The 14,598-nt window shown below is 63.1% G+C and carries 14 protein-coding genes; 3 read left to right on the top strand and 11 right to left on the bottom strand.

Annotation, left to right across the window (positions count from 1 at the left end):
* Nucleotides 1-22 precede the first annotated feature (22 nt).
* Nucleotides 23-742 carry an ABC transporter ATP-binding protein gene (locus tag IEW81_RS13975; protein ID WP_097061026.1) on the top strand — a complete coding sequence of 240 codons (720 nt, stop codon included), beginning with the start codon at nt 23-25 and terminating at the stop codon, nt 740-742.
* Complete coding sequence (locus IEW81_RS13970) at nt 739-2,034, top strand: ABC transporter permease (protein WP_097061027.1); 1,296 nt, start codon at nt 739-741, stop codon at nt 2,032-2,034. The genes IEW81_RS13975 and IEW81_RS13970 overlap by 4 nt, the downstream gene beginning before the upstream one ends.
* A gap of 19 nt (nt 2,035-2,053) precedes the next feature.
* Here the strand turns inward: IEW81_RS13970 and IEW81_RS13965 are convergent, their stop codons facing one another.
* Genes IEW81_RS13965 through hisD form a run of 3 tightly spaced genes read right to left on the bottom strand, consistent with a single transcriptional unit; the run spans nt 2,054 to nt 4,922 of the window.
* Nucleotides 2,054-3,076 carry a quinone-dependent dihydroorotate dehydrogenase gene (locus IEW81_RS13965; protein ID WP_097061028.1) on the bottom strand — a complete coding sequence of 341 codons (1,023 nt, stop codon included), beginning with the start codon at nt 3,074-3,076 and terminating at the stop codon, nt 2,054-2,056.
* Between the two features lie 30 nt (nt 3,077-3,106).
* Nucleotides 3,107-3,583: a transcriptional regulator NrdR gene (gene nrdR / locus IEW81_RS13960; protein WP_097061029.1), complete on the bottom strand. Its 477-nt coding sequence runs from the start codon at nt 3,581-3,583 to the stop codon at nt 3,107-3,109.
* Between the two features lie 25 nt (nt 3,584-3,608).
* Entirely contained in the window at nt 3,609-4,922 is a 1,314-nt protein-coding gene (gene hisD / locus IEW81_RS13955; RefSeq protein WP_097061030.1) for a histidinol dehydrogenase, read from the bottom strand.
* A 109-nt stretch (nt 4,923-5,031) separates the two neighbouring features.
* Between hisD and IEW81_RS13950 the strand changes: the two genes are divergently transcribed.
* The gene (locus tag IEW81_RS13950; protein ID WP_097061031.1) at nt 5,032-5,568 is read left to right on the top strand and encodes a flavin reductase family protein; all 537 of its coding nucleotides are present in this window, start codon (nt 5,032-5,034) and stop codon (nt 5,566-5,568) included.
* 174 nt (nt 5,569-5,742) lie between these two features.
* Here IEW81_RS13950 and dnaE read toward each other — a convergent pair whose 3' ends face one another.
* From dnaE to ftsZ, 8 genes are all read right to left on the bottom strand, one after another.
* Nucleotides 5,743-9,276, bottom strand: a complete 3,534-nt coding sequence (dnaE, locus tag IEW81_RS13945; protein WP_097061032.1) for a DNA polymerase III subunit alpha — start codon at nt 9,274-9,276, stop codon at nt 5,743-5,745.
* A gap of 86 nt (nt 9,277-9,362) precedes the next feature.
* Nucleotides 9,363-10,283, bottom strand: a complete 921-nt coding sequence (locus IEW81_RS13940; protein WP_097061033.1) for an RluA family pseudouridine synthase — start codon at nt 10,281-10,283, stop codon at nt 9,363-9,365.
* Between the two features lie 2 nt (nt 10,284-10,285).
* Entirely contained in the window at nt 10,286-10,786 is a 501-nt protein-coding gene (gene lspA / locus IEW81_RS13935) for a signal peptidase II (protein WP_229671417.1), read from the bottom strand.
* A gap of 94 nt (nt 10,787-10,880) precedes the next feature.
* Complete coding sequence (locus tag IEW81_RS13930; RefSeq protein WP_097061457.1) at nt 10,881-11,657, bottom strand: DivIVA domain-containing protein; 777 nt, start codon at nt 11,655-11,657, stop codon at nt 10,881-10,883.
* Nucleotides 11,658-11,838: 181 nt separating this feature from the next.
* Entirely contained in the window at nt 11,839-12,144 is a 306-nt protein-coding gene (locus IEW81_RS13925; RefSeq protein WP_229671416.1) for a YggT family protein, read from the bottom strand.
* 9 nt (nt 12,145-12,153) lie between these two features.
* Complete coding sequence (locus IEW81_RS13920; protein ID WP_097061035.1) at nt 12,154-12,621, bottom strand: cell division protein SepF; 468 nt, start codon at nt 12,619-12,621, stop codon at nt 12,154-12,156.
* Nucleotides 12,622-12,657: 36 nt separating this feature from the next.
* Nucleotides 12,658-13,323, bottom strand: coding sequence for a YggS family pyridoxal phosphate-dependent enzyme (locus tag IEW81_RS13915; protein WP_097061036.1), 666 nt, complete (start codon nt 13,321-13,323; stop codon nt 12,658-12,660).
* A 15-nt stretch (nt 13,324-13,338) separates the two neighbouring features.
* The gene (ftsZ, locus tag IEW81_RS13910) at nt 13,339-14,499 is read right to left on the bottom strand and encodes a cell division protein FtsZ (RefSeq protein WP_097061037.1); all 1,161 of its coding nucleotides are present in this window, start codon (nt 14,497-14,499) and stop codon (nt 13,339-13,341) included.
* Between the last annotated feature and the right edge of the window lie 99 nt (nt 14,500-14,598).

Here is a 14,598-nt window from a genome sequence, read left to right as displayed (position 1 = left end):
TTCCCTTGGCATACTTCTTGCCATGACCACGCCTGTGCTGTCCATTCGCAACCTCACGAAACATTACGGAAGCGGCTCGAGCCGTTTCGATGCCCTCAAGGGGGTGACTCTGGACATAGCTGACGGCGAGTCCATCGCCATCGTCGGCAAGAGCGGCTCGGGGAAGTCAACACTCATGCACATCCTGGCGATGCTCGACGCGCCCAGCAGCGGTGAACTTATCGTGGATGGCACGGATGCCTCGAAGCTCAAGGGTTCGCGCCTCAATGCCCTGCGCAACCGGACGTTCGGCTTCGTCTTCCAGCAGTTCTTCCTGACACCCAACACCACCGTGCTCGACAACGTGATGCTTCCACTGAAGATCGCCAGGATTCCCTCTCGTGAGCGTACGAAGCGGGCCATGGCCGCGCTCGAGAAACTCGAACTCGCTGAGAAATCCAGCTCGAAGGCCGTTGACCTTTCAGGCGGTCAAAAGCAACGCGTGGTCATCGCTAGGGCGCTTGTGAACAACCCCCGCATTATTTTTGCGGATGAGCCCACGGGCAATCTCGACTCGGCCACCGGCGCAGTGGTGGAGGACCTCTTGTTCGAGCTCAACCGCACCCAGGGCATCACGCTCGTGATCGTCACCCACGACGAGGACCTGGCGGCTCGGGCATCCCGCCGCATCTACCTGAAAGACGGACTGGTGATCGACGAACCGGCGGTCGGTGCGCGCCATACGCGGGAGGTCGGAGCATGAGGGCCGTCGATATCGTCGCCACGGCGATCGGAAACTCGTTCAGGAGCCGCCTTCGCACCACGCTCACCGTCATCGCGATCTTCATCGGCGCGTTCACCCTCACTCTCACGAACGGACTCGGCGCGGGAGTCAACAACTACATCGACAGCCAGATCGCCTCGATCGGGGCTCCGGATGTGATGAACGTCACCAAACCCGTCGTCGCCACCGCAGAGACAGAGGGACCGCAGCCCTACGAGGAGAGCGGCTCGACCGAGGTGTCGAGCGGCGTGGGGCCTCCCGGTTCCACCGTCCAGGCGATGACCGACGATGATCTTGACACCATCAGGGCAATTGATGGCGTGAGGACGGCTGCACCGATCGTGAGTGTGCGACCGGACTACATCGAATATGGAACCGAGGGTAAGTTCCAGCTCACGGTCAGCCCGCTCAGCGCCGGGATCCGCGTCGAACTGGCGGCCGGCACGATGTTCGATACCGCTAGCTCGAACCTGCAGATCATCCTGCCCACCACCTTCATCGAGACTCTCGGCTTCACCGGCAATGACGATGCCGTGGGTAAGACGGTCACCATCGCCGTCACCAACGCCCTGGGTGAGCAGACGACGGTGGATGCCGTGGTTGTCGGGGTACAGGAACCCACACTGTTCGGCGCGACGCCCAGCCTCAACGAACCCCTCACCAGTACCCTGTATGACGCCCAGAACGTCGGGATCCCGACCGGCACCTCGTCGCAGTACGGAAGTGCGACCGTCACTTTCGCTGCTGACGCGACCGAGGCAGAGGTCGCCGCGCTGAAGGCCGATCTCGTGACGGCGGGTTACGCCGGCACGACCGTCACGGACCAGATCGGTACCTTCCAGTCGGTCATCGACGGGATCATCCTCGTGCTCAATGCTTTTGCTGTGATCGCGCTACTCGCAGCAGGGTTCGGCATCATCAATACCCTGTTGATGAGCGTGCAGGAACGCACTCGCGAGATCGGCCTGATGAAGGCCATGGGGATGAGCGGCGGTCGGATCTTCGCCCTGTTCAGCACCGAAGCCGTCTTCATCGGATTCCTCGGGAGCACCATCGGTGCCGGGGTGGCGATGCTCGTGGGTGGAATAATCAGCCAGGTGCTCGCAGACGGACTGCTTGCCGATCTGGCCGGGCTCCAGATCCTCACCTTCACGCCGGGTGCAATCGTGACGGTACTGCTGCTGGTGATGGGAATCGCCTTCATCGCGGCCGTGCTTCCCGCATCACGGGCAGCGCGCCAGAGCCCGATCGACTCCCTGCGGTACGAGTGACCGACGCTGGCAGGACTGCCTAGCGCAGCCTCGCCAGTCCGCGGTTGACCTGCCGCGCCCAGAGCGGACCGCGGAAGAGGAAACCGGTGTAGCCCTGTACGAGCGTCGCACCAGCAGCGAGTCGTTCGGCCACATCGGCTGCGGTTTCCACTCCCCCGACAGAGATCACGCAGAAGTCGGCCGGTACGACCGACCTGATGAGCCTGAGCAACTCCAGTGAGCGGGCGGCGACCGGCGGTCCGGACAACCCACCGGCACCCGCCGCGGCCACGATCGCGGCATCCGTCGCCAGGTTCGCTCTCGACAGGGTCGTGTTGGTAGCGATGATCCCGTCGAGGAGCTCGACGGCAAGGGCCGCTATCGCCGTCACCTCGTCGTTGGACAGGTCGGGTGCGATCTTCACCAGAACAGGAGTTGGGCCTGCCGCTGATTTCACGGCAGTGAGTAGTGGACGGAGCTTCTCGAGCTCCTGCAATCCGCGCAATCCCGGCGTATTCGGCGAGCTGACGTTCACCACGAGGTAGTCGGCGAGGGGCGCCAGCGCGGTGGTGCTCACGAGATAGTCATCGACCGCGTCATCCACCTCCACGACCCTCGATTTGCCGATATTCACTCCGATCACGGGCCGCACTGATCGTGCGCGGGCTCGCCGGATGACGCCTGCGGCGGCGGTTGCACCGTGGTTGTTGAATCCCATGCGGTTGATGACGGCGCGATCCGCGATCAGGCGGAACAGGCGCGGCTTCTCATTGCCCGGCTGCGGCTCGGCGGTAATGGTACCCACCTCGACATGGCCGAACCCCAGTTGGCCGAGCCCACGGATGCCCGTGCCCTCCTTGTCGAACCCTGCGGCGACCCCGAAGGGAGAGTCGAACTCAAGCCCCAGCGTAGAGACCCGGAGTGACTCGACCGGCCTCGTGAAGCGACGCACTATCGATCCGATACCGAGGGTCGGCAGAAACCGGATGACCTGGAAGGCGAGAGTGTGGGCGCGCTCGGGGTCCATTCGCGCGAAGAAGACCCGGAAGATGAAGCTATACATGGCGAGGCAAGGGTATCGGCTTGCGGACGGTCAGTCTGCCGCGGCCCGCGCGGCATCCGAGGCGTGGTCGATCCTCAGCTGCGTGATGGCGACCTCGAAATCGTCAAGCGAATCGAAGGCCTGATAGACACTGGCGAAGCGCAGGTACGCCACCTCATCCAGTTCTCGTAGCGGGGTCAGGATAGACAGGCCGATGTCATTCGCCTCAACCTGGGCGGCGCCGGTGGCCCTGATGCTCTCCTCGACGCGCTGTGCGAGCACCGCCAGGTCGGTGTCGGTGACCGGTCGGCCCTGACAGGCCTTGCGCACGCCAGAGACGATCTTCTCCCGGCTGAACAATTCGACAACACCGTTGCGCTTGATCACACTCAGCGACGCGGTCTCGGTGGTCGAGAACCGGCGACCGCATTCGGGACACTGCCGACGCCTGCGGATCGACAGACCGTCGTCGCTTGTCCTGGAGTCGATGACGCGGCTGTCAGGGTGACGGCAGAAGGGGCAGAACATGGTGCGCCGAGTCTACCGGCACGCGCTATGCACGGTTTTCGAACCGAGCGCTGACCGCGGCACCGTGCGCTGGCAGGTCTTCCGCCTCGCTCAGGGCGACGATCTGCGAGCTCACGCGCTGCAACGCAGAGCGGTCGTAGTTGATGACCTGCTGGGGGCGCAGGAACGTGTACGCGCCCAGTCCGGACGCAAACCTCGACTGCCCTCCCGTCGGCAGCACGTGATTTGATCCCGCGAGGTAGTCACCGAGGCTCACCGGCGAGTGCGCGCCGAGGAAGATCGCTCCCGCGCTCTCGATCATGTCGAGCACGGCCCCGGGCTCGGCGGTCTGGATCTCGAGATGTTCCGGCCCGTAGGCGTTGCTGAACGCTGCTGCCGCGACCATGTCGGATACGAGCACCAACGCCGACTGCACCCCGTCGACCGCAATTCGCACCCGAGCACTGTGGTTGGTGGATGCCACGAGCCGCTCCACCTCGCGCGACACCGCGTCAGCGAGCTCGGGCGAGTCTGTTACCAGGACCACGGCGGCGAGCTCGTCGTGCTCGGCCTGGGAGATGAGGTCGGTGGCGACCAGGTAGGCGTCGGCCGTGGCATCCGCGATCACGAGGATCTCAGTCGGGCCAGCCTCCGAGTCGATTCCCACCACACCGCGCACCAACCGCTTTGCTGCTGCCACATAGACATTGCCGGGGCCGGTGATGATCTCCACCGGATCGAGCCCGAGGCTGGGAACGCCGTAGGCGAGTGCACCAATCGCACCGGCGCCACCCATGGCGTACACCTCGTCGATGCCGAGGATTCCTGCCGCCGCAAGGATGGTCGGGTGCACGGATCCGCCGAATTCGCGCTGCGGTGGAGATGCAATGGCCACCGATGACACTCCCGCGACCTGCGCGGGAATCACGTTCATCACGACACTCGACGGATACACGGCCTTACCACCGGGAACATACAGTCCCACTCGGTTGACGGGCTGCCAGCGCTGGATGACGTGCGCTCCGGGGGCGAGTTCTGTGACGGTGCTCGCCGGGACCTGGGCCTGCGTGGCCTGGCGGACTCGGGCGATCGCGACCTCCAGCGCATCCCGGACCAGCGGATCCAGCGATCTGACAGCCAGGCTCACCTCGTCTGCGTGGATGCGGATGCGTTCTGGCCGCACACCGTCAAGCCGCTCTGCCTGCTCGACGAGCGCCTCCTCGCCGCGCTCGCGCACGTCAGAGATGAGCTGGGCGGCGACCGCGGATGCCGCGTTGACGTCGGTGATCGCACGGGGAATCACTCGCGCGAGATCGGCTTGGCTGGAGGGGAGATCACGAAGATCGATGGTGTGCATCATGGCGATTCAATATTAGTTGGCGCAACTGGGAGCGACGTACGGATTGTTTCGTCATGTGTTGCCAGTGTCGAGCGAGTCGTCGGAGGTGGAGCATGATTGACAACACAGCATGAACGAGACAACATCACCTCACCCCGCGTCGGCCGAAGGGCACGACGTCCCCGTCGACGGCATGGACGCCTTCAAGCGTGTCTTCCGCCGCCATGCCGCGGGAGTCGCAGTCGTCACCGCGTTGATGCCCGACGGATCCCCGGCTGGCTTCACTGCCACTTCGCTGGCCTCACTCTCGGCAGTTCCACCCATGGCCACGTTCAACATGGCCCAGGCGTCGAGCTCATGGCCCGCGATGACTGTGGGAAACCATGTGGTGATTCATACGCTCGGGCCACGTTCCCGACACCAGGCGGAACGAATGGCCGCCGACCACGCTGTCAGGTTTGTGGGCGAGCACTGGCACGCCGGCCCGCACGGAGTCCCGATTCTCGAGGACGTGACGGCATGGATGCTCGGAACCGTCGTCGAGGTGCATCCTGTTCTCAACAGCGGCGTGATCGTCGTGCAGATCGAAGACGGCTCCCTCGGTGACGACGATGACGCACTGCTCTACCACGAGCGTCGCTACTTCAGGCCGGGCGAGACCGCTTAGCGTTCCGCGCTGCGGCATGCCGGGCCATCCCTCCCCAGCCACATGAAGGAGGAACCCCAGCCGAAGCCCTGCCTCCCGTGACTCACGTCCTCGAGCAGAAGAAATCTCCTTCATGTGGCTGAAGGACCGCGCAGTGCATCCGACGGGGACGCGCCAGTGACCGAAATCGGGCGTCTAGGCGAGGCAGTTCGGGCCGAGCAGCGTCTTGAGTTCGCCGTAGAGATCCGCCGAGACCGTCACCGGGTACGGGATTTCGAAGACGCGGGCCGTGTCACCCTTGATGAGCTTGAGACGCACCTCATTCAACCCGGAATGACGGATCAGTACGTCGTTCAGGGCTGTCACAATCTCTGTGGTCGCCCTCGTCTCCTGCACCGCGATCACGATCGGACCCGACCCGAGACTCGAACCGGTGTCTGGAACGAACATGCTCACCGCGTGCAGGTTCATCCCGTCATCGCGAACGCTCACGCGCCCACGAACCACGACGATCGCGTCGTTAGTGAGCCCGGGTGAGAATTCCTGGTAGGTCTTGCCCAGGAACATGACACTGATCTCTCCCGCGAAATCTTCGACCGTGATGATGCCGTATTGGTTGCCGCTGTTCCTCGCGACGCGATGCTGCACGCTGGTGATGAGACCCGCGATGGTCACGTGCTCACCGTCGGCCGCGACATCCCCGCTCATGATCTCCGTGATGGATGCGGTCTGGTGCTTCGCGAGGGCGATCTCGAGCCCCGCAAGAGGATGATCTGAAACGTACAGCCCGAGCATCTCGCGTTCGAAGGCGAGCTTGTCGCGCTTCGCCCACTCCGGACGGTCGGGAACGTGCTGGGCCTGCTCTGGCTCATCCCACAGGCTGTCGAAGTCGAAACCGACCTGCCCGTTCGCTTCTGCGCGCTTCTCACTGGCTGCGCCATCGACCGCCGATTCGTGAATCTCGACGAGGGCCCTGCGGGTGGCTCCGAGCGAGTCGAAAGCTCCTGCCTTGATCAGCGACTCGACGGTGCGCTTGTTCGCGACCTGCAAAGGTACCTTGCGCAGGAAGTCGTGGAATGACGTGAATCGTCCCTTTTCGATGCGGGATCTGGAGATTGCCTCGACGACGTTGAATCCGACGTTTCGAACGGCACCGAGACCGAACCTCACGTCTCCCCTCGTGCCCTCAGCCGGGACAGCGGTGAAGTCGACAGATGATTCGTTGACGTCAGGGGCGAGCACCTTGATGCCCATGCGACGGCACTCGCTGAGGTACATGCCGAGCTTGTCTTTGGAGTCACCGACGCTGGTGAGGAGGGCGGCCATGTATTCAGCGGGATGATTGGCCTTGAGATAGGCGGTCCAGTAGCTCAGCACGCCGTATCCGGCGCTGTGTGCCTTGTTGAAGGCGTAGTCGGCGAACGGCATCAGGGTCTCCCACAACACCTTCACCGCCGGCTTGCTGTATCCGTTGGTGACCATGCCGGCCTCGAAGTCCGCGAACTGCTTATCGAGTTCGCTCTTCTTCTTTTTGCCCATCGCTCGCCGCAGCACGTCGGCCTGCCCGAGCGAGAAACCAGCGACCTTCTGCGCGACCGACATCACCTGCTCCTGATAGACGATCAGCCCGAAGGTGGTACCGAGGATGTCGCGCAGCGGCTCTTCGAGCTCGGGATGGATGGCGTCGATCGTCTGCAGGTCGTTCTTGCGCAACGCGTAGTTCGTGTGTGAGTTCATGCCCATGGGGCCCGGACGATACAGCGCAATGACGGCCGAGATGTCTTCGAAGTTCGTGGGCTTCAGCTGTTTGAGCAGCGCGCGCATGGCGCCGCCGTCCAGCTGGAAAACACCGAGCGTGTCACCGCGGGCGAGCAGGTCGTAGGTTGCCTGGTCCGCGTCGAGATCCAGATCCTCGATGACGAGCCTGGTTCCGGTGTTGGCTTCGATCATGCGCAGGGCATCTTCGATGACGGTCAGGTTCCTCAACCCGAGGAAGTCCATCTTGATCAGGCCGAGAGACTCGAGCGGAGGTTGGTCGAACTGCGTGATGATCGCGCCGTCGTCCTCGCGCTTCATGATGGGAAGCACATCGAGCAGTGGCTCGGCAGACATGATCACCCCGGCGGCATGCACTCCCCACTGGCGCTTGAGGTTCTCGATGCCTTTCGCGGTCTCGAAGACCCTGGCGGCTTCGCCATCGGTTTCGATGAGGGCACGGATGTCTCCGGCCTCCTTGTAACGATCGGCATCCTTGTTGTGGATGTCGCTCAGGGGCATGTCCTTGCCCATCACAGGCGGCGGCATCGCCTTCGTGAGCTTCTCTCCCACCGAGTACGGCATTCCGAGCACCCGTGAGGAGTCCTTGAGCGCCTGCTTCGCTTTGATGGTGCCGTAGGTGACGATCTGCGCGACGCGGTCGTCGCCGTACTTGTCTGTGACGTAACGGATGACCTCACCGCGGCGGCGGTCGTCGAAGTCGACATCCACATCGGGCATCGAGACACGCTCTGGGTTGAGGAATCGCTCGAAGATCAGGCCGTGGGCAATCGGGTCGAGTTCGGTGATACCCATCGCGTACGACGCCATGGAACCCGCTGCGGAGCCTCGACCCGGCCCGACACGGATGCCCTGTGCCTTGGCCCATGCGATGAAGTCGGCGACGACGAGGAAGTAGCCGGGGAAGCCCATCTGCTTGATGACGTCGACCTCGTACTTTGCCTGCGCCAGGTGAGCTTCGGATGGCGCGTTCTTGAAGCGGCGCATCATCCCCACCGCCACCTCTTTCTCGAACCAGCTCGCCTCGGTCTCGCCCTCGGGCACGGGGAATCTCGGCATGAGGTCGCGACGTTCGAAACTGACCTCGCAGCGCTCGGCGATGAGCAGTGTGTTGTCGCAGGCCTCGGGATAGTCCCGGAAGAGGTGCCGCATCTGGGCCGCGCTCTTCAGGTAGAACTCATCCGAGTCGAACTTGAAGCGGTTGGGATCGTCGAGCGTCGAGGCCGACTGCACGCACAGCAGGGCTGCATGCGCTGTCGAGTCGTGAGCATGCGTGTAGTGCAGGTCGTTAGTCGCGACGAGTGGCAGGTCGAGGTCTTTCGCGAGGCGCAACAGGTCGTTCATCGTGCGCTTCTCGATGTCGATGCCATGATCCATGATCTCGGCATAGAAATTGCCAGCGCCGAAGATATCCCGGAAATCGGATGCCGCCTGTTTGGCTTCTTCGTACTGACCGAGCCTCAGGCGCGTCTGCACCTCGCCACCGACGCACCCGGTTGTCGCGATGATGCCCTTGCCGTACTGGCTCAGCAGCTCGCGATCCATCCTGGGCTTGAAGTAGAACCCCTCGATGGAGGCCAGCGACGACAACCTGAAGAGGTTGTGCATGCCCTCGTTGTTCTCGGACAGGAGCGTCATGTGGGTGTACGACCCCGAACCGCCGACGTCGTCCTGGTTCTGGTGGTTCTGGCCCCAGCGGATCCGGGTCTTCTCACGCCGGGACGTACCGGGCGTGATGTACGCCTCGGTTCCGATGATCGGCTTGATGCCCCTTGCCGTCGCCTGCTTCCAGAACTCGTATGCGCCGAACATGTTGCCGTGGTCGGTCACGGCCATGGCGGGCATCTTCTGCTCGGCCGCGGCATCCATGAGGGGCTCGATCCTGGCCGCTCCATCCAGCATCGAATACTCGCTGTGCACATGAAGGTGCACGAAGGAATCGCTGGATGCCACTGGTTCTCTTCACTTGCTCGTGGGGGTGAATCCCACCATAAGCCCGGCTCGGCATGGCGAAAAACTGACGCGCCATAGTCGGGGATCTAGTCGGCTCGAAGCACCTCAAGTGCGTGTTGAAGGTCCGCCGGATACGGGCTCTGGAACTCGACGGGTTGCCTCGTTGCGGGATGTTCGAACCCCAGCCGCTTGGCGTGGAGCCACTGGCGGGTGAGACCGAGTTTCGCGGAGATAGTCGGGTCTGCGCCATACATCGTGTCGCCGACGCAGGGATGTCGTTGCGCTGCCATGTGCACGCGGATCTGGTGAGTGCGACCGGTCTCGAGCTCGATCTCGAGAAGAGATGCAGACGGGAAAGCTTCCAGGGTCTCGTAGTGGGTCACGCTCGACTTACCGTCTGCAGTGATGGCGAACTTCCAGCTCGCCCCCGGGTGGCGACCGATGGGGGCATCGATCGTCCCGGTGAGTGGATCCGGATGCCCCTGCACGACGGAGCGGTAGATCTTGTGCACCAGGCGGTCGTGGAACGCCCGCTTGAGTGCCGTATACGCGGCCTCAGTCTTCGCGACGACCATCAGTCCGCTGGTGCCCACATCGAGACGGTGAACGATGCCAGCCCGCTCAGCGGCGCCGGAGGTCGCGATCCTGAACCCCGCACCCGCCAGTGCGCCGAGCACAGTCGGACCGTCCCAGCCGATGGAAGGATGGGCCGCGACCCCGGGCGGCTTGTCGATCACGATGATGTCGTCATCGTCCCAGACGATCCCGAGATCTTCCACGATGATCGGGATGATGGATGGCTCGACCTTCGACTGCCAGCTGACCTCGAGCCAGCCTCCCGCGACCAGCCGATCCGACTTGACCAACACGCGGCCATCGAGTTGAACGCCACCGAGCTCTGCGACCTCCGCTGCGAAGGTTCGCGAGAATCCGAGGAGCTTCGCTATCGCAGAATCGACCCGCTCACCCGCGAGTCCGTCCGGGACGGGAAGACTGCGTGATTCCACGGTCAGGCCTGATCTGTCGGTGCCGGGGTGCCTGTGGCCCGTGAATCCAAAGTGGCGGGCTCCTGCGGCTCCGCTGTTTTCGAAGAACGCTTGCCGTCGAGCCCGACCCCACGGATCGTCAGCAGGATGAACAGGCCCATGCTCGACACGATCGCGATATCAGCGACGTTGAAGATGGCAGGGAATCCATACACCTGGAGAAAATCGACCACGTGACCGATACCGAAGCCCGGAGGCCGGATCAGCCGATCCGTGAGGTTGCCGAGGTTGCCGCCCAGCAGCATCCCGAACAACACGGCCCAGCCGGTCGAACGGATGCGTCGCGCGAAGATGACGATAAAGATCGTGACCACGGCCGCAATGATGGCGAAGATCCAGGTGGACCCTGAACCGAGGGAGAACGCGGCTCCGGGGTTTTCTACGTACCTGAACTGGAGCAGTTGGCCGATGACGTCCACAGGAGCGCCGAGGGTGAGATTTTCCACGACCAGGATCTTGCTCACCCTGTCGACGGTATACGCGAACACAGCAACAACGGCCAGTACCGCGAGGGCGCTTGCGCTTACCTCACGTCTACCGGCCGTCGCCTGCTGTGATTCAGTTTCCGGCAAAACCTGGGAAGTTCGCGGGCGGCTGCTTGCCATCCTGTGCCTGGTGGTCCGTGCCTGCCGAAGCGTCCGCGAACTCGGCAGCATCTGATTCCGGAGCGTCGATGAACGCACTCGCGGCACCCTGCGACGACGTCAGCACATTGCTCTCGATGTCGAGCTCACGCAACTGGCTCTCGATGTAGCCCTTCAGCTTCTGGCGGTATTCGCGCTCAAAGTTGCGCAGCTCGTCGACCCGGTGTTCGAGCTTCTGGCGTTCCTGGTCGAGGGTCTCGATCTGGGCGCGGTGACCACTCTCGGACTCTTCGACGATTCGGGCTGCCGTGGCGTGACCCTCAGCGATGAGTGCGTCGCGCTTTTCCACGCCTTCGCGAACGTGCTCCTCGTGCAGACGGCGCGCCAGCTGTAGGAGGTTGTTCGTGCCGCCGGTGTCTGACGTGTCGATCGACGAGGTAGGCGCATACTGCACTGCCGCGGGCGCCGAGGCGGGCACGGGAGCTGGCTCGATGGCGACCGGCTCGGGCTGCTGGACGAAGCTCGGTGTGGCCTGTGCAGGAGCGTCCTGTGCGCCGGAACGCTGCAGATCGTTGATGCGTGAGTCGCTGGCGATGAGTCGCTGGCGTAGCTCCTCATTCTCCTGGTTGAGCCGTCGCAATTCGACGACCACCTCATCGAGGAAATCATCGACCTCGTCCTGGTCGTAACCCTCGCGGAACTTGGTCGGTTGGAACCGCTTGTTCACAACGTCTTCAGGAGTTAAAGCCATCGCCGCCACCTCACACTCTTTCTTGTTGTTAGCGAGACGCTTGACGTCTACGTGTTGTTGAGCCAACGCACGCCATTCTACGCACTGTGGTCGTTTGCAACCCACGTCTTGTCCACGTGGTCGAACAGAATTCCCTCCCCACAGTACAACGACAGACTCCACGGGAGATCACCACCGTCGATCAGATGAATCCGCCGACGATGGAATTGAGGATGATGGCCGCAAGCATCACGATGCTCCAGGAGAAGTCGATTGCCGCCCCGCCGATGCGCAGTGGTGGAACTCCCCGTCGCACCAGCTTGATGGGCGGGTCTGTGATGACGAAGACCGCTTCGGCTATCACCAGCGTGAAACCCTGGGGCCGCCAGCGTCGCGCGAACGTGCGAGCCAGATCAAGAATGAATCGGGCCCACATAACGACGATGAAGATCGTCAGGGCCAATGTCAGGATCAGGGCGATGATGGAGACGGGTGAAACTGTGGTCACACTTACAGTTTACTGCTGCGCGAAGAACGATGCGTCAACGTCGGACTCGGCCTCAGCGTGGTCGCCACTCACGGCCACGTGAGCCGGCGACAACAGGAAGACCTTGCTCGTCACGCGCTCGATCTTTCCGTACAGCCCCTGCGACAGGCCACTCGCGAAGTCGATGAGTCGACGAGCATCCGGCTCGCTCATCTGCGACAGGTTGATGATGACCGGGATACCCTCACGGAAGTTCTCGGCGATGACCTGGGCATCCTTGTACTGGCGCGGATGCACCGTCAGGATCTCATTCATCTCTGTGACAGCCGGCCGCGCATTGCCGGAGCGACGCATGGGCGTGACCGGGGCGCGATTGGCCGCCGGAGTCGGGGTGTGGTGGGCCACCGGCGCGACCGGAGCAGACGGTGCCTGCTCGTAGTCGTAGTCCTCATCCGCGAGGCCCAGGTAGACCATGGTCTTGCGCAGTGGATTTGCCATTTTATTCCTCCGAGTGGTGAAGCTTGTATGTTGAGATTAACCGGGTGCGGGCCGATTGCCCGTGATTGCCGTGCCAATGCGCAGGTGTGTCGCGCCTTCGAGTATTGCTTCGCGGTAGTCGCCGGACATGCCTATCGACAGGGCGTCAGCCCGCGGAGCGACTGATCTGAGTCGTTCTGACAGTTCCCTGACGGTGGCGAACGCCTGTCGCGGTTCGCGGCCCAGCGGCGCTACCGCCATCAGGCCTCGAAGCTCCACGCCCTCCGCTGCGAGCAGCTGCTCGGCCAGGTGATGGATGCCATCGGGATCAACGCCGCCGCGGCCCGGATCGTCCGTCAGGTTCACCTGGATGAACACGTCGAGCGAATTGCCGGCGAGAGCGACGGCCAGGGAATCCCTATCCACCGAATGGATCACGTCGATGTATGTCGCCACCTGGCGCGCCTTCTTCGACTGCAGCTGGCCGATGAAGTGCCAGCTCGCCTCGAGTTCGTGCAGTTCCGCGATTTTGGGCTGTGCCTCCTGGTGGCGGGATTCCCCGAAATCCCGCACACCCAGGTCATGCAGCTCCCGCACCATGGATGCCGGATGAAACTTGGTGACCACGATGGTCGTCACATCGGCGACGTCACGGTTCGCCTCTCGCGCGGCGTCCGCAACACCCTCGCGCACCGCGTCAAGCCGTTCAGCCAGCGACGCCATTGCGGTCACCGACGTCTACTTGAGGAAGTCGGGGATGTCGAGGTCGGACTCATCGTCGTCAAAGCTGCGGTCGACAGGCGCTGCCCGCACGAGACTCGGCTCTGGTGACCACGGCTGGGTTTCTGCCAGTGGTGGCTTGAAATCTGTCGCGTCAACGGTGGCTCCGGTTGCCCCGGCTTCGGGGATCACGTAGTTTGTGCGCCGAACCTCGCCGGGCTTCGCCTGCGGGGTGCCCCCGTCGAATCCGGCCGCGATCACTGTTACACGCACCTCGTCACCGAGGGTGTCGTCGATGACCGCACCGAAGATGATGTTCGCCTCAGGATGCACGGCTTCCTGGACCAGCCTGGCTGCATCATTGATCTCGAAGATTCCCAGGTTCGAGCCACCCTGGATTGACAGCAACACTCCGTGGGCGCCCTCGATCGACGCTTCGAGCAGCGGAGAAGCCACGGCGAGTTCGGCGGCCTTGATGGCGCGATCCGCACCGCGGGCCGAGCCGATACCCATAAGAGCCGAGCCGGCACCCTGCATGACCGACTTGACGTCGGCGAAGTCGAGGTTGATGAGCCCGGGTGTGGTGATCAGGTCGGTGATGCCCTGCACACCGGCGAGCAGCACCTGGTCTGCGGTGGCGAACGCTTCGAGCATGCTGATGCCGCGATCGCTGATCTCGAGCAAGCGATCGTTGGGCACGACGATGAGAGTGTCAACCTCGTTCTTCAGGTTCTCTACACCGACCTCAGCCTGGGAAGAACGACGCTTTCCCTCGAACCCGAAGGGCTTTGTCACGACACCGATCGTCAGGGCGCCGATCGACTTTGCGATGCGCGCGACCACTGGCGCGCCTCCGGTACCGGTTCCACCGCCCTCCCCCGCAGTGACGAAGACCATGTCAGCGCCAGCCAGCGCCTCTTCGATCTCTTCGGCATGGTCCTCGGCGGCACGACGGCCGACTTCGGGGTCAGCGCCAGCACCGAGCCCGCGCGTGAGTTCGCGACCGACATCGAGTTTGACGTCGGCATCGCTCATCAGCAGTGCCTGGGCATCCGTGTTGATGGCAATGAACTCGACGCCACGAAGGCCGAGCTCGATCATGCGGTTGACGGCGTTTACTCCGCCACCACCGATGCCTACTACCTTGATTACCGCCAGGTAGTTCTGGTTTGATGTCACGTTCCGGCCTCCGCTGCCACTGCGCTGCACACTCTGCCCGTTGCAGACTCTAAACCTCTAGTTGAGGTATAAAGTTATGCTCAGTATGCATTTCCTGTG

It is taken from the genome of Salinibacterium xinjiangense (assembly GCF_014645015.1).
Classification (GTDB): domain Bacteria; phylum Actinomycetota; class Actinomycetes; order Actinomycetales; family Microbacteriaceae; genus Rhodoglobus; species Rhodoglobus xinjiangensis.
This window is presented reverse-complemented; position numbering and strand designations above follow the sequence as displayed.

What these genes read in the sequence shown, in the direction of transcription:
- hisD (WP_097061030.1), bottom strand. Translation starts at nt 4,922, where the DNA reads ATGATGCACACCATCGATCTTCGTGATCTCCCCTCCAGCCAAGCCGAT.
- IEW81_RS13920 (WP_097061035.1), bottom strand. Translation starts at nt 12,621, where the DNA reads ATGGCAAATCCACTGCGCAAGACCATGGTCTACCTGGGCCTCGCGGAT.
- IEW81_RS13965 (WP_097061028.1), bottom strand. Translation starts at nt 3,076, where the DNA reads ATGTATAGCTTCATCTTCCGGGTCTTCTTCGCGCGAATGGACCCCGAG.
- IEW81_RS13970 (WP_097061027.1), top strand. Translation starts at nt 739, where the DNA reads ATGAGGGCCGTCGATATCGTCGCCACGGCGATCGGAAACTCGTTCAGG.
- IEW81_RS13950 (WP_097061031.1), top strand. Translation starts at nt 5,032, where the DNA reads ATGAACGAGACAACATCACCTCACCCCGCGTCGGCCGAAGGGCACGAC.
- IEW81_RS13975 (WP_097061026.1), top strand. Translation starts at nt 23, where the DNA reads ATGACCACGCCTGTGCTGTCCATTCGCAACCTCACGAAACATTACGGA.
- nrdR (WP_097061029.1), bottom strand. Translation starts at nt 3,583, where the DNA reads ATGTTCTGCCCCTTCTGCCGTCACCCTGACAGCCGCGTCATCGACTCC.
- IEW81_RS13930 (WP_097061457.1), bottom strand. Translation starts at nt 11,657, where the DNA reads ATGGCTTTAACTCCTGAAGACGTTGTGAACAAGCGGTTCCAACCGACC.
- IEW81_RS13915 (WP_097061036.1), bottom strand. Translation starts at nt 13,323, where the DNA reads ATGGCGTCGCTGGCTGAACGGCTTGACGCGGTGCGCGAGGGTGTTGCG.